This window comes from Halorubrum zhoui (assembly GCF_051194155.1).
Lineage (GTDB): Archaea > Halobacteriota > Halobacteria > Halobacteriales > Haloferacaceae > Halorubrum.
In genome coordinates this window covers 311236-335724 of record NZ_JBLZNJ010000003.1, presented here as the reverse complement: position 1 = coordinate 335724, position 24489 = coordinate 311236, and the positions used below count along the sequence as shown (strand labels likewise).

General features: G+C 65.5%; 19 protein-coding genes and 2 tRNA genes. 13 read left to right on the top strand and 8 right to left on the bottom strand.

All coding sequences use genetic code 11. From position 1 onward, the window contains the following. Positions 1-7: 7 nt before the first annotated feature. Together aspS and larC are read right to left on the bottom strand one after the other, a co-directional pair. A complete protein-coding gene (gene aspS / locus ACNTAO_RS05860) occupies positions 8-1312 on the bottom strand; it encodes an aspartate--tRNA(Asn) ligase (protein ID WP_435161037.1) in 1305 nt (434 codons plus the stop codon). A 127-nt stretch (positions 1313-1439) separates the two neighbouring features. Then, positions 1440-2978: a nickel pincer cofactor biosynthesis protein LarC gene (gene larC / locus ACNTAO_RS05855; protein WP_435161036.1), complete on the bottom strand. Its 1539-nt coding sequence runs from the start codon at positions 2976-2978 to the stop codon at positions 1440-1442. 145 nt (positions 2979-3123) lie between these two features. Between larC and malA the strand changes: the two genes are divergently transcribed. Next, a complete protein-coding gene (gene malA / locus ACNTAO_RS05850) occupies positions 3124-5112 on the top strand; it encodes an alpha-amylase MalA (RefSeq protein ID WP_435161035.1) in 1989 nt (662 codons plus the stop codon). A 208-nt stretch (positions 5113-5320) separates the two neighbouring features. Further along, entirely contained in the window at positions 5321-7543 is a 2223-nt protein-coding gene (locus tag ACNTAO_RS05845) for a CDC48 family AAA ATPase (RefSeq protein ID WP_435161034.1), read from the top strand. Positions 7544-7597: 54 nt separating this feature from the next. Here ACNTAO_RS05845 and ACNTAO_RS05840 read toward each other — a convergent pair whose 3' ends face one another. Continuing rightward, positions 7598-9169, bottom strand: a complete 1572-nt coding sequence (locus ACNTAO_RS05840) for an HPP family protein (protein WP_435161033.1) — start codon at positions 9167-9169, stop codon at positions 7598-7600. 631 nt (positions 9170-9800) lie between these two features. On the opposite strand from ACNTAO_RS05840, the gene ACNTAO_RS05835 reads away from it, so the two are divergent. From ACNTAO_RS05835 to ACNTAO_RS05795, 9 genes are all read left to right on the top strand, one after another. Further along, positions 9801-10334 (top strand): DUF5815 family protein, encoded by a 534-nt coding sequence (locus ACNTAO_RS05835; protein ID WP_435161032.1) that lies wholly within the window; start codon positions 9801-9803, stop codon positions 10332-10334. Between the two features lie 92 nt (positions 10335-10426). Continuing rightward, positions 10427-10633, top strand: coding sequence for a hypothetical protein (locus ACNTAO_RS05830; protein ID WP_435161031.1), 207 nt, complete (start codon positions 10427-10429; stop codon positions 10631-10633). 150 nt (positions 10634-10783) lie between these two features. Further along, positions 10784-14029, top strand: coding sequence for a carbamoyl-phosphate synthase large subunit (gene carB, locus ACNTAO_RS05825; protein ID WP_435161030.1), 3246 nt, complete (start codon positions 10784-10786; stop codon positions 14027-14029). A gap of 247 nt (positions 14030-14276) precedes the next feature. Then, on the top strand, positions 14277-15107 hold the full coding sequence (gene pyrF, locus ACNTAO_RS05820; protein WP_435161029.1) for an orotidine-5'-phosphate decarboxylase: 831 nt from the start codon (positions 14277-14279) through the stop codon (positions 15105-15107). A 235-nt stretch (positions 15108-15342) separates the two neighbouring features. Then, positions 15343-15942 (top strand): tRNA (pseudouridine(54)-N(1))-methyltransferase TrmY, encoded by a 600-nt coding sequence (gene trmY / locus ACNTAO_RS05815; protein WP_435161028.1) that lies wholly within the window; start codon positions 15343-15345, stop codon positions 15940-15942. Positions 15943-15996: 54 nt separating this feature from the next. Next, positions 15997-16069: transfer RNA gene (locus ACNTAO_RS05810), tRNA-Pro, on the top strand. Positions 16070-16336: 267 nt separating this feature from the next. Then, complete coding sequence (locus ACNTAO_RS05805) at positions 16337-16537, top strand: hypothetical protein (protein WP_435161027.1); 201 nt, start codon at positions 16337-16339, stop codon at positions 16535-16537. 120 nt (positions 16538-16657) lie between these two features. Further along, positions 16658-17362 carry a type 1 glutamine amidotransferase gene (locus ACNTAO_RS05800; protein ID WP_435161026.1) on the top strand — a complete coding sequence of 235 codons (705 nt, stop codon included), beginning with the start codon at positions 16658-16660 and terminating at the stop codon, positions 17360-17362. Positions 17363-18011: 649 nt separating this feature from the next. Further along, the gene (locus tag ACNTAO_RS05795; protein WP_435161025.1) at positions 18012-18710 is read left to right on the top strand and encodes a deoxyribodipyrimidine photo-lyase; all 699 of its coding nucleotides are present in this window, start codon (positions 18012-18014) and stop codon (positions 18708-18710) included. A 22-nt stretch (positions 18711-18732) separates the two neighbouring features. On the opposite strand, the gene ACNTAO_RS05790 is transcribed toward ACNTAO_RS05795, so the two are convergent. Beyond that, positions 18733-19317 carry a peptidylprolyl isomerase gene (locus tag ACNTAO_RS05790; protein WP_435161362.1) on the bottom strand — a complete coding sequence of 195 codons (585 nt, stop codon included), beginning with the start codon at positions 19315-19317 and terminating at the stop codon, positions 18733-18735. A 626-nt stretch (positions 19318-19943) separates the two neighbouring features. Here ACNTAO_RS05790 and ACNTAO_RS05785 point away from each other — a divergent pair. Beyond that, on the top strand, positions 19944-21440 hold the full coding sequence (locus ACNTAO_RS05785; protein WP_435161024.1) for a DUF4864 domain-containing protein: 1497 nt from the start codon (positions 19944-19946) through the stop codon (positions 21438-21440). Positions 21441-21629: 189 nt separating this feature from the next. Here ACNTAO_RS05785 and uvsE read toward each other — a convergent pair whose 3' ends face one another. From uvsE to ACNTAO_RS05770, 3 genes are all read right to left on the bottom strand, one after another. Beyond that, positions 21630-22529, bottom strand: a complete 900-nt coding sequence (uvsE, locus tag ACNTAO_RS05780; protein WP_435161023.1) for a UV DNA damage repair endonuclease UvsE — start codon at positions 22527-22529, stop codon at positions 21630-21632. A gap of 166 nt (positions 22530-22695) precedes the next feature. Further along, a complete protein-coding gene (locus ACNTAO_RS05775) occupies positions 22696-22935 on the bottom strand; it encodes a hypothetical protein (protein WP_435161022.1) in 240 nt (79 codons plus the stop codon). A 37-nt stretch (positions 22936-22972) separates the two neighbouring features. Next, positions 22973-23095 (bottom strand): hypothetical protein, encoded by a 123-nt coding sequence (locus ACNTAO_RS05770; RefSeq protein ID WP_435161021.1) that lies wholly within the window; start codon positions 23093-23095, stop codon positions 22973-22975. Positions 23096-23476: 381 nt separating this feature from the next. Between ACNTAO_RS05770 and ACNTAO_RS05765 the strand changes: the two genes are divergently transcribed. Continuing rightward, complete coding sequence (locus ACNTAO_RS05765; RefSeq protein ID WP_435161020.1) at positions 23477-24100, top strand: peptide-methionine (S)-S-oxide reductase MsrA; 624 nt, start codon at positions 23477-23479, stop codon at positions 24098-24100. Positions 24101-24259: 159 nt separating this feature from the next. Here ACNTAO_RS05765 and ACNTAO_RS05760 read toward each other — a convergent pair. Further along, positions 24260-24332: transfer RNA gene (locus tag ACNTAO_RS05760), tRNA-His, on the bottom strand. Between the last annotated feature and the right edge of the window lie 157 nt (positions 24333-24489).

Here is a 24489-nt window from a genome sequence, read left to right as displayed (position 1 = left end):
GCCGCGCTCAGGGCTCGAGCCGGGTCGGATCGCGCGGGAACATGATCGCTTCTTTGATGTTGTCGAGTCCGGCAGCCTGCTGGACCAGTCGGTCGATGCCGAGGCCGTACCCGCCGTGTGGTGGCGTGCCGTAGCTCAGCGCCTCGATGTAGAACTCGAAGTTCGCCTGTTCGACGCCCTCCGCCTCCATGGCCGCGACCATCCGGTCGACGTCGTGTTCGCGCTGCCCACCCGACGAGAGCTCTTGGCCCTCGTAGATCAGGTCGAACTTGCGCGAGGCGATCTCGTCGCCGTCGACGTCTTGCATGTAGTAGAACTTCTCGTCGGGGTAGCCGACGACGAAGAAGGCGGGGTGGCCCTGCTCGGCGAAGTGCTCGCCGAGCAGCTTCTCGCCCTCGGTGTCGAGGTCGGTCGGGTCCTCCGGGAAGTGCCCGAACTCGGTCTCGAGGATCGAGAGCGCCTCGTCGAAGGTGATCCGCGGGAAGTCGGCTTCGGGGACGGTCAGGTCGACGTCGAGCAGCTCGAGCTCGCGGCTCGCGGTGTCGGCGGCGACGCGGAGCGCGTGACGCAGCGACTCCTCCTGGACGTCCATCACGTCGTGGTGGTCGTCGATGTACGCTAACTCGACGTCGAACATCGCGATCTCGGAGACGTGTCGCGAGGTGGCGAAGTCCTCCGCGCGGAAGGCGGTCCCGGTCTCGTACACGGCCTCGTAACCGGCGGCCATCAGGATCTGTTTGTACAGCTGCGGGCTCTGAGAGAGGAACGCGTCGCGGTCGTAGTAGAGTATCGGGAAGAGTTCGGCGCCGCCCTCGGCGCCGCCCTTCGAGATGAGCGGGGTCTTGATGTCGACGAACCCCTCCTCGTCGAACCACGATTCCATCGCGGTCATGAGCGTCGAGCGCAGCGAGAACACCGCGAGCGTCTCGGGCTTTCGCAGGTCGAGCGCCCGGTTGTCGAGCCGCGTCGAGAGGTCGACGGTGACGTCCTTCGAAATTTCGAGCGGGAGCGGCGAGTCGGCCGTGTCGAGCACCTCGTAGTCGGTCGGCGCGATCTCGACGCCGCCGGGGGCCTGGTCGCTCGCGACCGGCTCACCGACGACGCGGACGACGTCCTCGGAGCCGGCGGATTCGACCGCCTCGAACAGCTCCGGTTCGCGCTCTTGTTTGAACACGACTTGGACGAGCCCCTCGCGGTCGCGGACGATCACGAACACCAGCCCGCCGAGGTCACGGATCTCGTGGACGTGACCGGCGACGGCGACCTCGTCCATCTCCGGGTCGACCGCCGACGTGTGTATTCGGTCGATCATGTGTGTGGGTGGCTCAGAGTGGCCGGGCGTGTGGCATAGGCCTGTCGGCTTCACCGCAGGGTGGCCCGCTGTGACCCACCCACGCGCGGGCTCACCCGACGTCGTCGTGGTCGGTGGAGCCGCCTGCCTACTCCGTGTCGTCGCCGGCGAGACGGTCGTGAACCGCCCCCTCTGCGCGTCGACAGACCTCACGAGTCGGGAGGTCGGTCGCCGCCGCGACCGCGGCCGCGTCGTCGTACTCGGCGCTCACGTCGTACGGGTCGCCGTCGGTCGTCGACGCCACCTTCACCGACACCTCGTGAGACTCGCCGTCGACGACGACGGTCGCGGTCTCGAATCGGCGTTCGGCGATCCAACGGTGGGTCGCGCCAGTCTGGCGAACGCCGAGCGTACCGGTCTCGCGGGCGAGGCGCTCTGCGACCGCGGCCGCGTCCGGTGGCTTACAAATGACCGTCACCACGTGTCCCGGCCGCGATTTCTTCATCGTCGTCGGCACGACCGTCACGTCGCGGGCGCCGACCGCCGCGAGCGACTTCTGGAGGCCGCCGAGCACTTCTGGTGCCACGTCGTCCAGCGTCGTCTTGAGGACGGCGATGTCGTCGTCGACGAGTCTTCCGTGCTCCGTCGCGGCTTCGGCCGTTTCGGCCGTTCGGGCTCCGCACGGCGTCTCGCCGGTCTCGTCTGCGTCGGCCGTGTGCTTCGCGTCGCCACGCGGGTCGACCGACTCGCCGACGAGTGCCCGCAACGCGTTCGGGCGCCGATCGAGCGTCGCGTCGCCAGCCCCGTAGCCGACGGCGTCGACGTCCATCGACGGCACGGCGTCGACGGCGTCGGCCACGGCTCCCAGAATCGCCGCCCCCGTCGGGGTCAACAACTCTCGGTCGACGGGACCGCCGACGAACGCGAGTGCGGTTCGAGTACCGATCTCGACGACGGCAGGGGCCGGAACGGGGTAGACGCCGTGGCTCATCTCGACTGTGCCCCCGCCCACGGCAACTGGTGTGGTGACCACTCGGTCGACCTCGAGGTCGGCGAGTAACAGCGCCGCGCCGACGACGTCGGCGATCGCGTCGTCTGCGCCCACCTCGTGGAAGGCCGTCTCGGAGAGATCCGTCCCGTGGACTGCTGCCTCCGCGCGTCCGAGGAGCCGGAACGCGTCGATGGCGGTCGACTCCACCTCGGGCGCGAGCCCCATCGATTCGACGAGTTCGACGACCGCCGGGTAGCTCCGGTGGACGCCCCGTCCCTCGGCGTGGTGGCCGTGCGTGTGGTCGTGGTGGTCGTGGGTGTGGTCGTGGGTGTGGTCGTGGTGGCCGTGCGTGTGGTCGTCGTGGTCGTGGGTGTGGTCGTGGTGGCCGTGCGTGTGGTCGTCGTGGTCGTGGGTGTGGTCGTGGTGGTCGTGCGTGTGGTCGTCGTGGTCGTCGTGGTGCTCACGGTCGGACCCGTGCTCGGCAGCGTCGCGTGCGTCGGCGCCGTTCCCGTCGACGAGTACGTCGACGGTCGTCGCACGAACACCGTTCTTCAGCGTCTCGTCGACCGCGTAGTGGACGGGGAGGTGCGCCTCGACTGCGTCGAGGACGTGGGGGTCCGCCCCAGCGTCGATGAGTGCGGCGCAGATCATGTCGCCGGCCGCGCCGGTTCGGCCGTCGAGCGCGAGGGTACGCATGTGCGGTCGAAGCACTCCAGGACATAAAGACACACTCGAATCGAGCCGTGACGGCTGCCACGCTCGGGTCACCAGACCGGCCGTATGTCGGACTCCTGTGGTTTCCGAACACATAAATCTCGCCTGGCCGACTCACGACGTAATCATGGAACATCCTGGCCCGCCACGGTTCGTGGCGGTCGGTGACGTCGTCGAACTGGCACCGCGCGATCCCGACCCCGACGCGACCTACCGGTGGTCGATCACGGAGGCGCCGATCGCGAGCGACGCCCGGCTCGGCGACGACGCCGTCCCCGAGTTCGTCCCCGACGTCCCCGGGCGGTACGTGGTGACACTCGAGACGCCGACCGACGAGTACGACCGGTCGATCCGCGTCTTCCCTGGTGAACGGCGTCCGACCGGCCGGGCCGCCGCGGCCGGCATCCGCGGGGCGAGCGGCTACAGCGGGATGAGCGGATACAGCGGCTACAGCGGAGCCAGCGGGTCGGCGCGGCCGTCTGGAAGCGGGCGGAGCGGGTTCGCCTCCGGCTCCGGCTCTGGTGCCCGTGACCAGACGGCTGGCGGCGCGGACGGTCGCCCGCGGGTCCGTCTCGACGCGGCCGTCGAGGGCGACGAGGTCGTCGTTCGTGCGACCCCGACGCCGCACCCGGACTCTGACCGACCGGCAGACGACCTCGGCGTCGAGTTTCTCCTCGACGACCGCGACGACGTCGACCGCGGGAGCGTGACGGTCACCGGCCGCGAGCTTCGCGTCCCACTGGCTGCGATCGACGACCGCCTCCGAGTCCACGGCGTCGCCGTCGGTGCGAGCTACAGCGTCGCCGACGCCGTGAGCGTAGAACGCCTCGGTGACGCCGGGAACGTCGCCGTCGAGCGGCTCAACGATCCCCCGGCGTGGGCGACCGACTCCACCCTGTACGAGATATACGTCCGTGGATTCGCCGCGGACGACGAGACGGCGGAGACGACGTTCGAAGCGCTCGAGAACCGCCTCGAGTACGTCGACGAGCTCGGCGTCGACACGCTCTGGCTCACCCCGGTGCTCCAGCACGACGGGGCACCGCACGGGTACAACATCACGGACTTCTTTTCGATCGCCGACGACCTCGGCGATCGCGAGGACTACGAGCGGTTCGTTGAAGCGGCCCACGACCGCGGGATGCGCGTGCTCTTCGACTTCGTCGCGAACCACTCTGCGCGTGACCACCCGTGGTTCGAGGACGCCTACCAGAACCCCGACTCACCGTATCGTGACCGATACGAGTGGCAGACGAACGGGGAGCCGGGGACGTACTTCGACTGGGAGCTCATCGCCAACTTCGACTTCTCGAGTCTCGACGTCCGTCGACACCTCCTCGATGCGGCCGACACGTGGGCAGACCTGGCCGACGGCTTCAGATGTGACATGGCGTGGGCGGTTCCCGAGTCCTTCTGGCGTGAACTCAGAGATCGGCTAAAATCCCGGGATCCGGAGTTCCTGTTGCTCGACGAGACGATTCCGTACATCGCCGACTTCCACGAGGGGATGTTCGACGTCCACTTCGACACCACGCTGTACTTTACGCTCCGGCAGGTCGGCAACGGCCACGAGCCGGCAGCGGCGATCCTCGACGCGGTCGAAGGGCGGGCGCGATCTGGCTTCCCCGATCACGCTGCGTTCATGCTCTACGCGGAGAACCACGACGAGACGCGGTACATCGTCGAGTGTGGAGATGCGGCTGCGAAGGCCGCCGCAGGGGCGCTCTTTACGCTCCCCGGGCTGCCGATGCTCTACGGCGGCCAGGAGCTCGGCCAGCGCGGGAATCGAGACCCGCTGGCGTGGGACCACGCCCGCGAGGAGATCCGCGCCCACTACGACGACCTGCTCGCGCTCCAGGATGCCCACCCAGGACTGCACGGCGACGGCGGTATCGAGCGACTCGCCTACGAGACGCACGCAGAGGACGACGTCGTCGCCTTCATCAGAGAGACCGACGAGCGGCGGTACGTCGTGCTGCTCAACTTCGGGCCCGAACCAGCGACCGTCGGCATCGACGAGTCGGTGGACGCGACCGACCTCGTCAGTGGCGAGTCGCGGGCGGTCGCCGGCGGTCTCACCGTCGACGACGTCGCCGTCTTCGAGGCGACGAGCTGAGTTCTTCGCTCGCAGCGTTGTGGTGTCAGACGGCGGCGAAACCCCGCGCCGACGACGGCGTTTTAACCACGGACACCGTACCGTGTGATATCATGACACGCCAGGGTTCGGGCATGCGTTCGCGGTCGCCCCACGCCGCGACCATCGCACGGAGCAACAGGCTTATTCGCGAACCGGCTGCAGGTACGGGTATCCCCCGCGAGGCACAATGAACGAAGTTCAACTCGAAGTGGCGAAGGCGTACCCGAACGACTCCGGGCGCGGCATCGCCCGACTCGACCCCGACACGCTGTTGCACCTCAAGCTCTCCCCCGGCGACATCATCGAGATCGAGGGCGCAGAGACGACGGCCGCGAAGGTGTGGCGTGCCGACAGACAGGACTGGAACACCGACACGGTTCGCGTCGACGGCTTCACCAGACAGAACGCCGACGTCGGCATCGGCGAGCGGGTCACGATTCGCAAAGCCGAGGCGGACACCGCCGACACGCTGGTGTTGGCCCCGCCAGAGGAGGCGTCCGTCCAGTTCGGGTCGGACGCCGCTGGCATGGTGAAACGACAGATCTTGAAGCGGCCGGTCGTCGAGCGCGACATCGTCCCGGTGATGTCGTCGACGAACCACCCGTTCATGCGCTCGCCCGGACAGGCGATCCCCCTCATCGCCGTCGAGACCGACCCCGACGGCGTCTGTCTGATCACCGAAGACACCGACGTCGAGCTGCGCGAAGAGCCGATCTCCGGGTTCGAGAAGACCGGTGGCGGGATCACATACGAGGACATCGGCGGGCTGAAAAACGAGATCCAGCGCGTCCGCGAGATGGTCGAGCTGCCGATGAAGCACCCGCAGATCTTCTCGAAGCTCGGGATCGAACCCCCGCAGGGCGTGCTGTTACACGGACCGCCGGGCACCGGGAAGACGCTCCTCGCGAAGGCGGTCGCCAACGAGACGTCGGCGTCGTTCTTCTCGATCGCCGGCCCGGAGATCATCTCGAAGTACTACGGCGAGTCCGAACAGCAGCTGCGAGAGATCTTCGAGGACGCCAAAGAAGAGTCGCCCGCGATCGTCTTCATCGACGAGCTCGACTCCATCGCACCGAAACGCGAGGACGTCACCGGCGAGGTCGAACGTCGGGTCGTTGCACAACTGCTGACGATGATGGACGGCTTAGAGACCCGCGGGCAGGTCGTCGTCATCGGCGCGACGAACCGTGTCGACAGCGTCGACCCCGCACTCCGGCGTCCCGGACGGTTCGACCGCGAAATCGAGATCGGCGTCCCCGACGAGGTGGGTCGAAAAGAGATCCTCCAGATCCACACCCGCGGGATGCCGCTCTCCGACGACGTCTCACTCGACCACCTCGCCGACGAGACGCACGGCTTCGTCGGTGCCGACGTCGAGAGCCTCACGAAAGAGGCCGCGATGAAGGCGCTCCGTCGGTACCTCCCGGAGATCGACCTCGACGAAGAGGAGGTGCCACCGAGTCTGATCGACCGGATGATCGTCAAACGTGACGACTTCGCGGGGGCGCTGACCGAGGTCGAGCCCTCCGCGATGCGCGAGGTGCTCGTCGAGCTGCCGAAGGTGTCCTGGGAGGACGTCGGCGGTCTCGCGAGCGCGAAACAAGAGGTCCAAGAGTCCGTCGAGTGGCCGCTCACCAGTCCCGAGAAGTTCGACCGAATGGGCGTCGAGGCGCCGAAAGGCGTACTGTTGTACGGCCCGCCCGGAACCGGGAAGACGCTGATGGCGAAGGCCGTCGCCAACGAGACGAACGCCAACTTCATTTCGGTTCGGGGGCCACAGCTGCTCTCGAAGTGGGTCGGCGAGTCCGAGAAGGCGATCCGGCAGACGTTCCGAAAGGCCAGACAGGTGAGCCCGACCGTCATCTTCTTCGACGAGCTGGACAGCCTGGCGCCCTCGCGCGGCCAGGAGATGGGGAACAACGTCTCCGAGCGCGTGGTCAATCAGCTGTTGACCGAACTCGACGGCCTCGAGGAGATGGGCGACGTGATGGTGATCGGTGCGACGAACCGTCCGGACATGATCGATCCCGCGTTGATCCGGTCGGGTCGCTTCGACCGACTCGTGATGATCGGCCAGCCGGGCCAGGAGGGCCGCGAACGGATCCTCGAGATCCACACGGGTGACACGCCGCTCGCACCCGACGTGAGCCTGCGCGAGGTGGCCGAGATCACCGACGGCTACGTCGGCTCGGACCTCGAGGGAATCGCCCGTGAGGCCGCCATCGAGGCGCTTCGAGACGACGACGACGCCCAGGAGGTCGAGATGAAACACTTCCGGCGAGCGATGGAGTCGGTGCGCCCGACGATCACCGACGACATCATGACCTACTACGAGGAGGTCGAACAGGAGTTCAAGGGGGGCAGCCGCGAGGCGTTCCGGGACACTGGCGGGCGCGTCGGCTTCCAGTAGCAACACCAACGCGCCGACGGCGGTTCCACGCGCCTTCCGGGCGGCCACGCCCGCTCATCCGCGATGGACGATCGCCAGATCACAGTCTAGCTCGCGGATGCGCTCGTAGGTCGGGGTCGAGACGAGTCGGGAAGCGGCGGGCCGGTCGGTGCTCGCGCCGACGAAGACGACGTCGTACGCGGCCGCGTTTCGCTCGAGGAACTCCGGGACGGTACCGTACCCGATCCGGGTCTCGACCGGCACCGAGAGCGAGTCGACGACGTCCTCTAAGACGATCTCTGCGTGTCGCCGCTCGCGCTCGTCCGAGATGACCGAGCACGCGCTGATGACGCCGCCGGGCGAGACCAGTCGTTTCGCGAACTCCATCATCGCGTTCGCGATCTCTCCCGGCGTCCGAACCATGACGAGGACGCGGTGCCACTCGGTTCGGTCGTGGGCGGGACGGAAGACGATGGTGTCGACGTCGCCGGTCAACAGCGTCTTGATCTGTGGGGCCAGCGCGTCGCCGTCGGTCTCGTACGGCGCACAGATGAGGTCACAGTTTTCGGCGTGTGCGGTGTGTACCACCGTCTCACCAGGATCGCCTGCGGCCACCGCGACGACGTACTCACACGGGACCGACACCGTACCCGTGATCTGGTTGCGACGTCGCTCGAGCCGTTCGAGGGCTGCCGCGGTTACTGCCGATTCGGCGTCGGTACTCTCCGTGGAGTCGACGTCCGTGGACTCGGGCGTGTCCGCGGCCGCCGCCACGTCTTCGGCTCCAGACCGCGCGCCTGCAGCTCTCGACCCCGCGTCCGGGGCGCCCTCTCGAAGTCGGGGGGCGTCGCCGTCGTCCGTCGATCGCTCGGCCGCGTCGTCGTCGTCCGCCGCGGCTGCCGCCTCCGCTATCGCCGATTCACTCACCGCCTCCATCAGGATGACCTTTCCAGAGGTGTGTGCGACTGCCAGTCGCGCCGCGAACAACCCGATGGCGTCGGGCGTTTCCTCGCGTGTCGGGACGAGCACGTGGTCGTCGCCGCTCGTCGACCGGAAGAGGTACCGCGACCGTTCCTGGTAGAAGTAGCGTCGCCACCCGACGAACGCCCCCGCCACGATCGCACTCGAGACGACGATCCCGACCACATACGTGAGGTCGCTCGAGCCGGTTACGAGCACGAGTAGTGCGGTCGAGAAGGCGGTCGGGACCTCGAGGCCCAGTCCCCACGTGAGGACGCTCGTGAGGAGGATGCCGAGCGCGGCCGTCCCGGCATACACCTCGAACACCCCCGGCTGTGTGGGGTACACGAACGGGACGGTGAGGCGAAGCGCGACCAGGCCGCTCACCGCGCCGGCGGTGATTCCCCCGACGAAGGTGACGGGGTCGGCGTAGGGGCCACTGGGGTCGGTAAAGAGCGCGTACGCGCCGGAAGCCAACGGCGGATAGATCAGGAACGAAACCACCGGCGAGGCGTTCGAGATCCACGTGATGACCCCGATGACCAGGGGGACGACGAGCAGCGTCGAGAGGTGCAGAAAGTTCTCCGTGTCCTCGAGCCATCGTCGGAGCTCGTGTGCCTCCCGGCGACTGAGTCGACGCAGCCGTCGGCGGGTCGCGTGATATCGCCGCCACAGCGCGTCCAGCATGTTCCGTCGTAGGAGCGCAAACTCGAAAAACACGGCGTTTTGTCGGGTGACGAGACGGAGTCGACCGACACACTGGCCCGTGGGGGGAGACGCTGTGATACCGGGACATCCCTCGGTAGCCACACCTTCCTGGGACGATTCTGTACGTACATGAGGGTACGGCTGAGACGAACACGACCGTACGGCCTCCGGACACCACTTGGACCACACCCTCTCAATACATGTGTGACGGTGATGGTGTGACGAACACGACCGCGTGACACCCGGACACCAGTTATCCACACCCTCCCGGGCCGATTCGCTCGCATACGGGAGTGACCGTGTGATCGAGACGACCGCGCGACACCCGGACACCACCTGGCCACGCCCTCCCCAGCCGATTCGCTCGTCGCCGCAGGCGACTCGCTCATCCCTCGCACGCGCTCGCGAGCCCGCCTCCGGCGACCTCGCGAGGCGCGCGCCGTTGCCGCGGTCAAGGCCGCACGCCGGACGCCCATCGCGGGTATCCGTCTGTTGATCTGGGCTCCGTGAGGTCGCCGTACCCCAGTGTGTGCGAGTGTGCGTGTGTGCGCGTGGTCGGTCGAGTGGGTCGTTCCGCGCATTTTAACCCCGATACGGGCCAACAGTAGCTATGGCACAACCGCACGTTCCCGGTGACGGCGGCCAGGCGTTGGAGCTCCCGTGTGGCGAGCGCGTCGGGCTCGGTGAGCTGGACCTCGGGATGCGGGAGTTCGCGTGTGACTGCGGGGAGACACACGCGGTCGTGATGGACGTTCACCCCCCGGAGCGGTTCCTCCCCGAGTTTCTCGTCGACGTCTTACGCGAGGCGATAGAGACGACGAGCGAGGAGATGCCCGAGTTCGACACGCCACACCTCCTCGGTGTGGTCCTCGAGGAGTTTCCCGACGCGGTGGTGACCCGCGACGCCAGCGACGACGGCGACGTCGGCTACGCGATGGTGTGGGTGACCGAGTTCGACTCCCGGCGGCTCCATGCGGTCATCGTCGAGTTGGTCGTCGAGCTCATGGAGCACGCCGTGAGCCACGCCGACGACGACGAGGCGCTCACGACGTTCGAACGAACGATGACCGAGTTCGACGTCGACGAGTTCGTCGACCAGTACCGCGCCGAGCGCGACCTCGAGGCGGAAGACCCCTACGCGTGAGTGCACCAGGAGTCCGTGTCCCCGCGTGTCTGACGGCCGTCAGACCGACGTCTCACTGAACGCTATACGCGTGGCGTGCGTGTGTAAGACACATGCGAACCCACGAGTACGAACAGATCCGCGGTGTGCTCACCGACGCCGAGGAACCGTTGACCGCCAGTGAGATCCTCGCACTGCTCGAGGCGAACGACACGATCGACAGTGCACACCGAGTGGCGACCGTGCTCGGCCGGCAGGCGAGACGAGGTGAGGTCGACGTTATCGCCGGCCGACCGTATCGATACGCCCTCGAACGCTGACGTACGCCGCGCCCTCGAGTCGTGTCCTCGTGGCGTCGACGGACACGACCGTGTGGCGTGTTCGCTCCCCGCTTGCGAAAATCGCAGATAGCTTGCGAGATTCGTACTCTATCGTCGGCCTTATTACGATGAGCGCACTCGGTCGCGGTAATGAGTGAGGACCGGACCATACTGCTCATCGGCAGCGGGCCGATCCAGATCGGACAGGCGGCCGAGTTCGACTACTCCGGAGCGCAGGCGTGTCGGGCACTGCAGGAGGAGGGCGCACGCGTCGTGCTCGTGAACTCGAACCCAGCGACGATCATGACCGACCCGGAGACCGCAGACCGGGTGTACATCGAACCGATCACCCCAGAGGCGATCGCGGAGGTGATCCGGATCGAGACGCCCGACGGCGTCATCGCTGGGCTCGGCGGACAGACCGGGCTGAACGTCACCGCCGAGCTGGCCGAGCAGGGGATTCTCGAAGAACACGACGTCGAGGTCATGGGGACGCCGCTCGAGACGATCTACGCGACCGAGGACCGTGACCTCTTCAGACAGCGGATGGAGGCCATCGGACAGCCGGTTCCGCAGTCGACGACCATCTCGTTGGACGACGACGAATCCGTGACCGACTTCGACGAGTCGACGTTCCGCGACCGCGTCGAGTCGGCCGTCGACGCCGTCGGGGGACTGCCAGTCATCGCGCGGACGACGTACACGCTCGGTGGCTCCGGCTCCGGCGTCGTCGACGACTTCGAGGAGCTCGTCGAGCGCGTTCGGAAGGGGCTCCGGCTCTCGCGCAACAGCGAGGTGCTCGTCACCGAGTCGATAGCGGGGTGGGTCGAACTCGAGTACGAGGTGATGCGGGACGCCGACGACTCCTGTATCATCATCTGTAACATGGAGAACATCGACCCGATGGGGATACACACCGGCGAGTCGACCGTCGTCACGCCCTCACAGGTGATCCCCGACGCAGGCCATCAAGAGATGCGTGACGCCGCACTCGGTGTGATCCGTGAACTGGGCATCCAGGGCGGCTGTAACATCCAGTTCGCGTGGCACGACGACGGCACGCCCGGCGGCGAGTATCGCGTCGTCGAGGTGAATCCACGCGTCTCACGCTCGTCTGCGCTTGCCTCGAAGGCGACCGGCTACCCCATCGCCCGCGTGACGGCGAAGGTGGCGCTCGGTAAGCGGCTCCACGAGATCGAAAACGAGATCACCGGCGAGACGACGGCCGCGTTCGAGCCCGCGATCGACTACGTCGTCACGAAGGTCCCGCGGTGGCCGATCGACAAGTTCGACGACGTGGATTTCGAACTTGGGACGGCGATGAAGTCGACGGGCGAAGCGATGGCGATCGGCCGGACGTTCGAAGAAAGCCTCACGAAGGCGCTGCGCTCCTCGGAATACGACCCCGCGGTCGACCTCGGAGCCGTCGACGACGACACGCTCGAACATGAGTATCTGGTACGTCCGAGTCCCGACCGGCCGTACGCGATCTTCGAGGCGTTCGACCGTGGCTACACGATCGAGGACGTCGTCGAACGCACCGACATCCATCGGTGGTACGTCGAGCGGTTCGCGAACGTCGCGGAGGCGACCGCCGCGGCTGCAGAGGGAGACTTCACCGACGCCGCGATGGTTGGACGGACGAACGCGGCGATCGCATCGGTCGCTGGGGGTGCAGATGCTGGCGGCAACACCGACGCAGACATTGGTGCTGTCGAGTCGGCCGTTCCCGCGCGGACGTTCAAGCAGGTAGACACGTGTGCGGGCGAGTTCGAGGCGTCGACGCCGTACTACTACTCCGCGCGGCTACCGGAGTACCTCGCGGGCGCCGACACGGCGGGAGCGTCGGACGAGGTTCGCGTCGACCCAGACGTCGAGAGCGTCGTCGTCGTCGGTGGCGGTCCGATCCGGATCGGCCAGGGCGTCGAGTTCGACTACTGTGCGGTCCACGCGGTGCGGGCGCTCCGCGAACTCGGTGTCGACGCCCACGTCGTGAACAACAACCCGGAGACGGTGTCTACCGACTACGACACCTCCGACGGGCTCTTTTTCGAGCCGATCTCCGCTGAAGAGGTCGCAGACGTGATCGAGACGACCGACGCGGACGGCGTCATGGTCCAGTTCGGCGGACAGACGTCCGTGAACGTCGGGGCACCACTCGAAGCAGAACTCGACCGTCGCGGCTTGGACTGTACGATACTCGGGACGAGCGTCGAGGCGATGGACCTCGCCGAAGACCGTGACCGCTTCAACGTCCTGATGGACGAACTGGACATCGCCCAGCCGAACGGCGGCACGGCGACGAGCCGCGAGGAGGCACTCGAGCTGGCACACGAGATCGGGTACCCCGTGTTGGTCCGTCCTTCCTACGTGCTGGGTGGGCGGGCGATGCGCGTCGTCGAAGACGACGAGGCGCTCGAACGCTACATCGAGGAGGCGGTACGGGTCTCACCAGACAAGCCGATCCTGGTCGACCAGTTCCTCGCGGATGCAGTCGAACTCGACGTCGACGCGGTCGCCGACGGCGAAGACGTGCTGATCGGCGGCGTCATGGAGCACGTCGAGAGCGCCGGCGTGCACTCCGGTGACTCCGCGTGTATGATCCCGCCGCGCTCGCTCGATGACGCGACCCTCTCGCGGGTCAGGTCGGTGACCGAAGACATCGCGCGTGCGCTCGAGACGGTCGGACTCCTCAACGTCCAGCTCGCCGTGACCGGCGTACACGACGCCGACGCCGACGCTGAGGTGTACGTCCTCGAGGCGAATCCCCGCTCCTCACGGACGGTCCCGTTCGTCTCGAAGGCGACCGGCGTGCCGATCGCCAAGATCGCGGCCACCGTGATGACGGACCAGTCGCTGGCCGCCCTCGACGTCGACGAACAGATCCCAGAACACCTGAGCGTAAAGGAGGTCGTGTTGCCGTTCGACCGGCTCCCGGGCTCGGACCCGCGTCTCGGGCCGGAGATGAAGTCGACGGGCGAGGTGATGGGGACGGCGCGCACGTTCGGCAAGGCGTACGACAAAGCACAGGACGCGACCGGAAAGGCCATCCCCGAGTCGGGGACGGCCGTCGTCGACCTCTCTGCAGACGAGTTTCCCGACCCGGGGACGACGGCGGGCGAGACGCTGGTCGAGGGCTTCTCGACGCACTTCGAGCTCTCGACGGCAACTGATCTTATTGCGGCCGCACGAGCGGGCGAGATCGACCTCATCGTCTCGCGGCAGCGCGAGCTGCTCGAAGTAGCCGTCGAAGAGGAGATCACCTACTTCTCGACACACGCCAGCGCGATGGCGGCACTCGAGGCGCTCGACCACGCCGATGACGACCTCGACGTGATGGCCGTCTCCGACCGGCCGAAGCGCGTGGAGACGTGGGGCGCTACGGACCCGAGCTGATCGCTTCGCCGAGTGGACGGCCGTCCGCTCGCGTGACGGTTCCGCTACGGGTGTTCGGTGAGACGTGGCGAACAGGCGGCACGGACGTGACACCCGCGACGGTGTGCCGCACGACCGTCTCGGCCGACGCGGGGCGAGGCTCAACGCACGAGATGGCTGCGTCGTGATCGTATATAATCGGTCGGGCCACCCGACGCGGGGCAGCACAGAACACAACGTTTAGCGCCCGCGCCCGCAGAGCGAAGCCATGGGATTCTTCGAACGACTGGGGGCCCGGATCGAGGCGACGAACAGCGTCGTCTCCGTCGGGCTCGACCCGGATCCGAGCCGACTGCCGGCGTTCCTGTCGGACGCCGACCTGCCGCGGTGGGCGTTCACGCGGCGGATCATCGACGCCACACACGAACACGCCGCCTGTTACAAGCCGAACGCGGCCTTCTACGAGGACGCAGACGGGTGGCGCGCGCTTCGAGAGACCGTCGCGTACGCCGCCGGGAAAGACGTGCCTGTACTGCTCGATGCAAAGCGTGGTGACATCGGCAACACGGCCCGACAGTACGCAGACGTGCTGGAGTTCGCGGACGCGATCACGGTCAACCCGTACATGGGACGAGACTCTCTCCAACCGTTCTTCGAGCACGAGTCGACAGGCGTCTTCGTGCTCTGTCGAACGTCGAATCCAGGTGGGTCAGATCTTCAGTCGCTCGAGCTTGCGTCCGGCGAGCCGTTGTATGAGCGGGTGGCCGCGCTCGCGGACGTGTGGAACGCGAACCAGAACGTCGGGCTCGTCGTCGGGGCGACGACGGCCGAAGAACTCGAGCGCGTCCGGGAAATCGTGCCGACGATTCCGTTTCTCGTCCCAGGGGTCGGTGCCCAGGGTGGCGACGTTGAGGCGGCCGTCGAACACGGGCTCGCGTCGCATCCGGCTGCCGGCGTCGACGTCGGGCTCGTCAACTCCTCGCGGGGGATCATCTTCGCCGGTGAGGAGTCGGTTCGACCGGACGACGAGACGACGTACTTCGGTGCTGCCGGCGACGCCGCGAAACGACTCAAACGCCGCCTGAATCGGTACCGGTAGTCGTCGCAGGGAGAACACAGCTGTTGACGGCGGTGACAGCCGAGCTACCGTCGACCGGCCGCGCACTCGGTACACACCCCAGCTTCGACGTCCCAGTGTGCATCACAGACGGCGCGACCACACAGCGGACAGGTGTGTCGCGCCGGCGCCGCCTCACAGATCTGACACAGTCCGGTGATGCTCATGTGGGGTGATGGGTCGGACGGCTTATCAGGGCCGGGGAAAATTCCCGTGTATGCGCCAGTTCGTCGTCGTCGGCCACGAGGTGCCGACCGATCCGGATGCGATCTCGCTGTCGGACATCCCTGGGGCGGGTCGACTCGACCTACTGTGTCGGTGTGTCGCGACTAGTGTCTTCTTGTCACACGACATCCGCGAGTCGGTGCGTGTCCACCTAGTGCTCGACGACGCGTTCACCGTCACGTTCGACGCGGACACGCTTCGTCACCTTCGGCCCGACGAGCGAAACGTCGCCGCACGAGTCCATGGAGCACTCGAATCGACGGCCGACGCGATCGGACACATGCCCGCCGACGTCTCTCCCGGCGTGACGCTCCGGCGGATGGGTCTCGAGGCCACTCTCGATCGGATCGTGGTCGACGGGGTGACCTGCCTGCGGCTTCACGAGGCGGGTGATCCGCTCGTCGATGTGGACCCACCGGCCGATCCCGTCTTCGTGCTCTCCGATCACCGCGACCTCACCGAGGCGGAAGCGACGACGGTCGCCACAGCGGCCACCCGCCGAGTTCGTGTCGGTCCGACGGTGCTCCACGCGGACGACACTATCGCCGTCGTCCACAACTGGCTCGACACGGACGGCTACACGACGTACTGACCCGGTCAGGCACTTCGGAAGCGTTAACTTCCCGACTGGCCTCCTCTCAATTGCGGGCCGGTGGGGTAGCCTGGTATCCTTCGGCCTTCGGGTGGCCGTAACCGCAGTTCGAATCTGCGCCGGCCCACTTCTCCCGCATTTCGCCTCAACCAGTGGTATCCTTCGGCCTTCGGGTGGCCGTACCCGCATTCCCGTGAGCGAAGCGAGCGGGAGCCGGCGAGACGAGCACCGCGAGTCTCGCCACGGTTCGAATCTGCGCCGGCCCATAGGATACATATCCTTTTGTACTCTAACAGTATCCCTCGGCAGCCCGTTTTGTGGACCTTTGTTGACCGCGCAACCGGGGACGCGTGAATGCCAAAGACCAATTGTCACCGACTCGTAGGCACATCCAATGGGTGAGTCAGACGACGCGGCAACGGGACGAAAGATATCGGTTGCGGTCGCAGACAACTCACACACGAACGAGATCCCCGACAACATCGACGCCGAACTGTACACGCCGACGAGACCGGAGTCGTCGGTGGTCGAGTTCTCGGCCGCTCCCGACGGCGACTTAGCGGAGGCGCTCAGGCGAAACGGCTTCGACGTGTGAACGACGCGGGAGACCCCTGAGTAGCCAGTGCGGTCGATACCAGCGTCCAAGTAGCAGTCTTGTATGTAGTTCACATTTCACACATACGGTTATTTGTCGATAGCAGCCCTCACGTAGCGTATGAGCGTCGCACTCGCAGTGATCGACGCGTCGGTCGGTGAGACGCCTGCAGAGACGAATCTCCGTCGCGAACTCGACGCGGACGTCACCGTCTACAAAATCAGCGAGGGACAGCGTCCACCGCCGATGGCCGCCGCTGCGTGGCAGTTCGACGGCGTGGTGATAAGTGGCTCACAGACGTCGGTGTACGACGACTACGACTGGATCCACGAGGCGACCGAATGGGTCCGTCGCGTCCACCGAGCCGGTATCCCCGTCCTCGGCATCTGTTGGGGACACCAGCTCCTCGCGCAGGCGCTAGGCGGGCGCGTCGTCGACATGGGCACCCACGAGCTCGGCTACGAGCAGATAGTGCGTCTGGGTGCGGATCCGTTGTTCGAGGGAATTCCCGCCACATTCACCAGCTTCGAGACACATACCGACCGAGTCGCAGAGCTCCCCTCGGACGCGGTGGCGCTCGCACGCAACGAGTACGGCATACAGGCATTCCGCCTGGATCACACCTACGGTGTCCAGTTCCACCCAGAGTACGACCGCGAGACGGCAGTGTGGGTGACTGAGAGCAAAGACCTCCCGGACGACCGCCGACGGTCCGTACTCGATGGAATCACCGACGAATCCGTCGAAGCCGCACGACAGAGCACACAGCTCTTCGACAACTTCCGGCGTCTCGTTGAGACCCGTCGGCCCGTCCAGCAGCCCTGAGTGGCGTCACGGTCGGAAGACCTCGCCACAGTTGCGTGGATCTCTCCGGTCTCGATCGCGGCAGGTGTGGGGACGACACGATACCACGATCTCATCGCCGTACTATCACTGGGGCTTCACGACGCACGCAGTTTCCGCTACGCCCTCTTGAGCCGATTCTGTACGTCTGTGACTGTACGAGCAACACGACTCCGTGATATACGGGCACCACTTCGCCACGCCCTCCCGGGCCGATTCGCTCGCATACGGGAGTGACCGTGTGACCGAGACGACCGCGCGACACCCGGACACCCGTTGGGCCACGTCCTCCCCAGCCGATTCTGTACGTTGCTGGTGACTGCGTGGCCGAGACGATCTGCGACAGCCGGACACCAGTTACCGCCACACCCTCCCCAGCCGATTCGCTCGTCGCCGATGGCGACTCGCTCATCCCTCGCACGCGCTCGCGAGGCCGCCTCCGGCGGCCTGCGAGGCGCGCGCCGCCGCACGAGTATGAGTGACGCACAGACGTGGTCCGACGGCTCACTCGCCGAGGCCGCCGGACCGGTGGGCGGCCACCCCGTGGGTCGTGCCGATCTGCTCACTCGTCTGGCCTGTCGTCGACGCGCTCGTCACAACCCTTCTCACTGCCGCGCTCGTTATGGAACGTATGCAGGTGTACTGGCACCGCCGTAACCTTCGGCCACACCCGAATCCGGCGCTCTCGACCGCCCTCACCGCCGCGAAACGCGACGGTGGTGGCGTCGTCCCGGTGTTCGTCTTGGACGACGCGATACTGGCACACGCCGACGGACTGGGGGTGGCGTTCATGCTCGGGTCGCTCCGCACGCTCCGCGCGTGGTACGAGGACCACGGCAGCGACCTCGTGATACAGCACGGCGACCCGACCGACGTCGTCCACCGGATCGCGAACGCCGTGGCGGCCGACCGCGTCGTGTGGAACCACGATCACTCGCGACTCGCCCGCGGGCGCGACCGCGCGGTCAAACGTGCACTCACCCGCACCGACGTCGCGTACAGGACCGTCCCAAACGACGACCCGCCGGTCCGAGACGCCGCCGAACTACCCGCCGACCCGGCGGCGCATCTGGTCGACACGGAAACGCTGCCCGTTGAGACGCAACCGGTGCCACGACTCACGCAACTCGGCGACGGGGCGTACGACGCGGCGCCGCTCGTTGCCGGCACCGAGACCGCGCGAAAGCGTCTCCGTGCCCTGGCGAACGGCACGACGTACCGCCGGGCCGACGACACGAGAGAGACCGGTGGCGGACCGACGATCGACCCACGAACTGTGCCTCTCGAGTGGCTTCCGATACGGCGTTACCGCTCGCCGCCTGGCGGGTGACATACCCCGCTCGCGCGCTGGCTCACCGATCGACGGCGACCGATTCGAGTACGACCGGGTCGACCGGCCGGTCGTTCGCGTCCGTCTCGACCGCACCGATAGCGCGCACGACGCGCATCCCGTCGGTGACCCGGCCGAAGACCGAGTGGCGGTCGTCGAGATGCGGGGTCGCCGCGAGCGTGATGAAAAACTGTGAGCCGTTGGTGTCCGGACCGGAGTTAGCCATCGAGAGCACGCCAGGGCCATCGTGGCGGAGGTCCTCGTGGAACTCGTCGGCGAACTGGTAGCCTGGGCCGCCGCGACCGGTGCCGGTCGGATCGCCGGTCTGGATCACGAAGTCGTCGACGACGCGGTGTACGAGCACGTCTTCGTACAGCGGCTCGTCGTTGATGCGGTCACCGGTCTCGGGGTCGACCCACGTTCGCGTCCCGGTCGCGAGACCGACGAAGTTCTCCACGGTTCGTGGCGCGCGGTCGCCGTAGAGTTCGACGGCGACGTCGCCCATGCTCGTCTGCAGCGTCGCACGAATCACTCCCGACGCCGGCTCGTCGGCCGTCGACTGGTCTCCAGCCGTCGGAGCCGAGCTGGGACTCCCCGACGACTCCATCTGTGTGTCGTCTGCGCCACCACAGCCGGCGATCGTCGTCGTGCCTGCGGCCACCGCACCGGTGACGAATTGACGTCTGTTCATGCGCGTACGTGGACAGTGAACTACCCCACCCTGCTCGGCCTGGCGGCCTCGCTGAGGGTGGGGCTTCCTGCTTCTATGACGCACTTTTTTAGCGGGGTTGACTGCGAAGTCTCGTCCGCCACAGGGAGCGCAGTCTCCACAGGCGTAGATTCGGAGTGTCCCACTCCTATTGGCTCGACGGGAGAATTCCACGGGCTGACACACGCTTTTTGTCGCGTTTGAATGTCGGCCAGTTGTCCTACTCCCGCAAGGAGCGAGCCGTCCCGTCCGGGACGGCGAGTGAGCCGGGAGCGGTGGCACGGAACGCCCATCTTACATTCACAGTGGGGCGTTCCCGGCATAATAGTATCGCTGTAAGAATAGGTGGTGACGGCGCTGTATCCCCACCCTACTGCGTTCCTTGTCCGCGTCAGCGGACTGCGGTACTCGTTGAGGGTGGGGGCTTAGCGCCTACTTTCAGCCAACTACCTGCACGACGCGGAGCCGTCGGAAGCGGCAAGTGTGTGGGTGCCGTACACACGATCACAGATGAGGGCCCGACCGTGAGCGAGCCTGCCCCGATCCCGCGCGAGCAGTTCCACGAGGCGATCGCGTCGCTCAGCGCGGAGGCGTTCGCCGCGTTCGTCGGCGACCTGTGGGCCGAGACGGCTGCGTCGGTCGCGGTGGATCCGCCGCTCGTCGTCGTCCACGCCGCCGACGGTCGCGTGACCCGTCTCAGGACGGTGGCCGCCGCCACGCCGGAGCCAGAGGCTCTCACGGGTGAGGAGCCAGACGGCACCACGGCCGACGCGGTCGTGCTCGCGTCTCGAAACGCCGCAGACGCCCTCGTCGACGGGACGGCCGCCGCCGCGAACGCTCCCGACGACGACTCCGACGGAGATCGGAGCCCCCGACACACGGTCTACACTGCTGATGACCTCCGCAACCGACTCCTCTACGAACGCACACCGGCAAGGGGTGAACGACTGTGTGTCGACGCCCTCGGCGTGTCGCTCCGGTCGACGGCGTATCCGACCGCCACGACTGCGCGAAGCGAGCGTACGGTGGATGCGTCGGCCGACAGCGACGGCGAACCGACGACGGTACGAGACGAGGCCGACGGCCGAACGCGTCGCGTGGACACAGCCGACGCCCCGTCGTCTGACCCAGGGCGGGAGAGCGCACCCGGGCCAGACACGAGTGAGTCGGACGCCACAGCGATCCGACCGAACGGAGACGAAGACGGGTGGGACGCCCTACGTGGTCGAGCCGGTCGAATCACTCGGCGACCGGTGGCGGTCGTCGCCGTCGCCGTGGTGATGATCGCGGCGATCAGTGGCGCCGCGACGCTCGTCACCGACGGCGTCAGCGGGTTCGACGACATCGGTGACGTTGGCGGGATCGGTGACCTCGGCGGCTTCGACGGCGGTGACACGCCAGACGAACGCGACGCTGACGGTGCGAGCAACGGCGACCCGTCGATCGACCCGCCCGACGTCGCGACCGGCGAGGGTGGCGCCACGGTCGAAGGAGAGTCGCCGCCGCACTACTACGCCGACGGCGTCGGTTCGAACGACTCGGCCGAACGCGTCGACGGCGGGGGCGCGGAGCTGTCGGACAGCGCGATCGCCGCTCGAAGCACGACGCTGGAGCCAACCTGTGACCGTCCACCGCTACTCGTCGTGCAGATCCAGATGAACGCGCTCCGGCAGAACGACCCGACGACGAACGACGGCATTCGAACCACGCGCCGGTTCGCGTCTCCAGGCAATCGCCGAACCGTCGGGAGTTTCGCGCGGTTCGTCGACCTCTTTCAGACGCCGACGTACGCTCCGATGCTCTCGTACGACAGCGCAGAGTACGTCCCCGAGCGGGTCGACGGCGACGTCGCCACGATCCGAGTGGTGACGCGTGAGAACGGGACCGTCACCGCCCGGTACACGTTCCGACTCCGACAGATCGGTGCCGAAGACGGGTCGATCACGGGTGGGTCAGCCGGTTACGACGGCTGCTGGATGACCGACGGCGTCGTCGCCTCGGAGCCGGCGGGGGTCGGGTGAGGAGCCGACGAGTGCTTGAACGAAGAGGTCCGGGTGCAAGAGAGCCGAACTACGGTCGTTTCGCTCGCGTTCGCTCGCTTACCCGAGAGTGACCACGCACGTGAGGCCTATCCAGGGGCTTCCGCAACGCCCCTGTATCACCGTTCGGAATCGGCTTGTCACGTCTGCCGTCGCGTATGCGCTGTTTCGTCACGCTTTGGCGTCACGCAGTTTGAGCACGGCGCGTTCTTTGCCGTCAGCTTCGATCATCACATCTGCTGCTGATTGGAGCCACCCTGGCGGATCGCTCACGAACTCGGCGTGTGCTTGCGGACGCACCGTCGGATCACGGAGGCATGCTGGCTCCGAGTAGTGAGTCATCGGCCGAACGTCTTGCCACGTGTCTGCTGCCATCTCAAAGGCTTCCCGATAGCTGTATCCGCGGTCAGTAAACGAGTGGTGATGATAATCAAAAACGACGGGGACGCCAGTCGGGTCACTGATCCGTTCAACGAGCTGGGGTACACTCCACAGGCTTTCTTTGTCATCATTTTCTACCGTCAAGTGTGCTCGTGCGTCGTCTGAGAGGGTATTGACAAACGCCTGAAAGCGCTCGGCGGTTGCCCCAATGTCGCCATACGTAGCGCCGATGTGGACGGTGATACCGTAGTACGGAGTAGCCGGGAGTCCGAGCAGTTCAAACCACTCTGCGTGATACTCGATCGCTCTCCGGGCCCGAGCTCGAGTCTCGGCTGACTCACTCGCAGGCTTACACCAGTAGTCAGGGTGAAACGTAAACCTCATATTATGTTCTCTAATAAGGTCACCGCATCGTCGTGCGAGACGCTGGATTTCGTTGTATGCTGGAAGCTCACTGAGAGCGAACTGGGAGTTCCATGGGATAAGCGATGACGTACATCGATACAAGGTAATTCCGTGATCGCGATTCCACTGTAGCAATTCGTATAAGTCCGTGAGATTTTGCTGCGCAAGCGTCGAGACATACGGCAGCCCACGCTCCTCAAACGTCTGTTTCTGCATTCCACGCGTACAGCGTACCGGCGTGTCGCGGTCGCGCAGCGTGCGGTTCAATCCCGGATATCCGAGCATTAAATCGTGTCATCGTCGGAGCCCATTACCTTGCTCGGTGACGCGGGGCCTCCTCACACGGAGAGTCAACAGAGTCGAAAATGACCGTGTGGTTCATTATAATTCGTTCTGTGGCTCTGAACGTGTTAGAATTCGACGTGACGACTCGACCCGAAAGTCGACCGATTTAGTTGTCGTTTTCGCCGAGCAGTTGTCTGATCTCTTCGAGTTTGAAGTACGACGCGAGACCAAGTATTGTGACGGGCCAGAAGCCAACGAACTGACCACGCTGTTTGTCGCCGCGCACGTAATAGAAGTACAGAGCGAGAGCGACCGATCCGACCGATGCCAGCACCGCAGGGGTCAAACTGTCTGTTTCAATTCCTTCTACTGTGTCGACTGCCGTCTCGTCAGATGCTTCAGTCACATACGATAGTTTGTCCCTGTGAGTAAATCACTTGGCATCACTCCCTCGATGAGCGTTCACTTCGCAACACACCGACGAATAGTACTATCGACACGGCGATCATGAAGAGCGCGAACAACGTCTCGTCTCGGACCTCGATGTTCGGTGGTATCTTTGCCATCAGTACCACGTGAGTATGCTTCCCACGCGTATAGAAGTTGATTCTGTCGGCCGTATGCGCCGCTCACTGTCGAACGGCTGGTGACTGGTGTTGAACCGTCACAGCCTCGAGTTTCCAAGCGCTCACATACTTCGTCTGTAGCCGTTCGGAGCCGTCCAAAGAGTTTCATCTGTACGCGCTTACAGTACTGTATGAGAACATTCGACGCAGACACCGTAATGGTCCTCGCTGGCGTCGTGCTCAGCCTTATCGCCGCTCGAGAACTGTACGTCACTTGGAAGCGAACCCAGCAGCACGAACGCATACGGTGAACCTCATTACTGGTAGATGCGGTGGGATCCGCGACCCGCTCCCCGGCGACTCTCTCGGCTGGTAGTCTCTATGACTCTTACACAAACACAGATACGCGAGTATGACCGTCGTGCGATGGATAGTGCTGAGACTGCAACGGCGACGTTTGGGATTGGCTGTTTCTGGGGGCCAGACGCCCAATTCGGTGCGATAGACGGCGTTGTTCGAACCCGCGTCGGCTATGCCGGCGGAACAAACCGTGAGCCGACCTATCATGACTTAGGTGATCACACGGAGGTGTTCCAACTTGAGTTCAACCCAGACACGATCACATATCGAAAACTCCTGAATCACGTTTTCAACTCGCACACCCCACAGAACCAGACCAGGACAACACAGTATCAGAACATCGTGTTCGCTGCGACGAAAGACCAGCGGGCGGTCCTCGATGATTTTCTCACTGTTCACGGGCTCTCTGCCGATGGAATCGGAACACGTATCGAGCAACTCTCGCGTTTCTATCCCGCTGAGGAGTATCATCAGAAGTACCATCTCCGGTCGGTTTCGTCGTTCATGAGCGCGTTCGAGGCAGCTGAGTACGGTGATGACGCGTTGCGTGAGTCGCCAATCGCTGCTAAGCTGAATGGATATGCGGCCGGACATGACGTCGCCGTTGCTGAGGACGTTTCGACACTCGACCGTGAGACATCGTGACAGCGGCACGAGGCCCTCACGCGTCAGATACGTTCTTACGCTGTCTCGGATCGCATAGAACGATCTCCCTCCTGAGGGGATCTCAGCGGTTTCACATAGATGCAAGGAGGAAGCCCACGAGTTTACTCGTGGGAGGAATCCGACTCCGTTCCTCAGAAGGTCCGGGTGCGAGAATCGAACCCGCGTCTCAGCCTCCACAAGGCTGAAGGATAGTCCACTACCCTAACCCGGACACGCACTCTGAGGTACCGCGTTTCGACTCATAACCGTTACGACTCGCCGTCGACCCGGGCGACCGCGGGACGAGTTTATGTACCGGCGCGGGCCACAGGGTGACATGCATTCACCAGAGTGGACGCCGACCCGGTCGACCCACCTCGACGGGACGA

What these genes read in the sequence shown, in the direction of transcription:
- ACNTAO_RS05845 (WP_435161034.1), top strand. Translation starts at nt 5,321, where the DNA reads ATGAACGAAGTTCAACTCGAAGTGGCGAAGGCGTACCCGAACGACTCC.
- ACNTAO_RS05830 (WP_435161031.1), top strand. Translation starts at nt 10,427, where the DNA reads ATGCGAACCCACGAGTACGAACAGATCCGCGGTGTGCTCACCGACGCC.
- carB (WP_435161030.1), top strand. Translation starts at nt 10,784, where the DNA reads ATGAGTGAGGACCGGACCATACTGCTCATCGGCAGCGGGCCGATCCAG.
- trmY (WP_435161028.1), top strand. Translation starts at nt 15,343, where the DNA reads ATGCGCCAGTTCGTCGTCGTCGGCCACGAGGTGCCGACCGATCCGGAT.
- aspS (WP_435161037.1), bottom strand. Translation starts at nt 1,312, where the DNA reads ATGATCGACCGAATACACACGTCGGCGGTCGACCCGGAGATGGACGAG.
- ACNTAO_RS05765 (WP_435161020.1), top strand. Translation starts at nt 23,477, where the DNA reads ATGACTCTTACACAAACACAGATACGCGAGTATGACCGTCGTGCGATG.
- malA (WP_435161035.1), top strand. Translation starts at nt 3,124, where the DNA reads ATGGAACATCCTGGCCCGCCACGGTTCGTGGCGGTCGGTGACGTCGTC.
- ACNTAO_RS05770 (WP_435161021.1), bottom strand. Translation starts at nt 23,095, where the DNA reads ATGGCAAAGATACCACCGAACATCGAGGTCCGAGACGAGACGTTGTTC.
- ACNTAO_RS05835 (WP_435161032.1), top strand. Translation starts at nt 9,801, where the DNA reads ATGGCACAACCGCACGTTCCCGGTGACGGCGGCCAGGCGTTGGAGCTC.
- larC (WP_435161036.1), bottom strand. Translation starts at nt 2,978, where the DNA reads ATGCGTACCCTCGCGCTCGACGGCCGAACCGGCGCGGCCGGCGACATG.
- ACNTAO_RS05840 (WP_435161033.1), bottom strand. Translation starts at nt 9,169, where the DNA reads ATGCTGGACGCGCTGTGGCGGCGATATCACGCGACCCGCCGACGGCTG.
- pyrF (WP_435161029.1), top strand. Translation starts at nt 14,277, where the DNA reads ATGGGATTCTTCGAACGACTGGGGGCCCGGATCGAGGCGACGAACAGC.
- ACNTAO_RS05795 (WP_435161025.1), top strand. Translation starts at nt 18,012, where the DNA reads ATGCAGGTGTACTGGCACCGCCGTAACCTTCGGCCACACCCGAATCCG.
- uvsE (WP_435161023.1), bottom strand. Translation starts at nt 22,529, where the DNA reads ATGCTCGGATATCCGGGATTGAACCGCACGCTGCGCGACCGCGACACG.
- ACNTAO_RS05800 (WP_435161026.1), top strand. Translation starts at nt 16,658, where the DNA reads ATGAGCGTCGCACTCGCAGTGATCGACGCGTCGGTCGGTGAGACGCCT.
- ACNTAO_RS05805 (WP_435161027.1), top strand. Translation starts at nt 16,337, where the DNA reads ATGGGTGAGTCAGACGACGCGGCAACGGGACGAAAGATATCGGTTGCG.
- ACNTAO_RS05790 (WP_435161362.1), bottom strand. Translation starts at nt 19,317, where the DNA reads ATGGAGTCGTCGGGGAGTCCCAGCTCGGCTCCGACGGCTGGAGACCAG.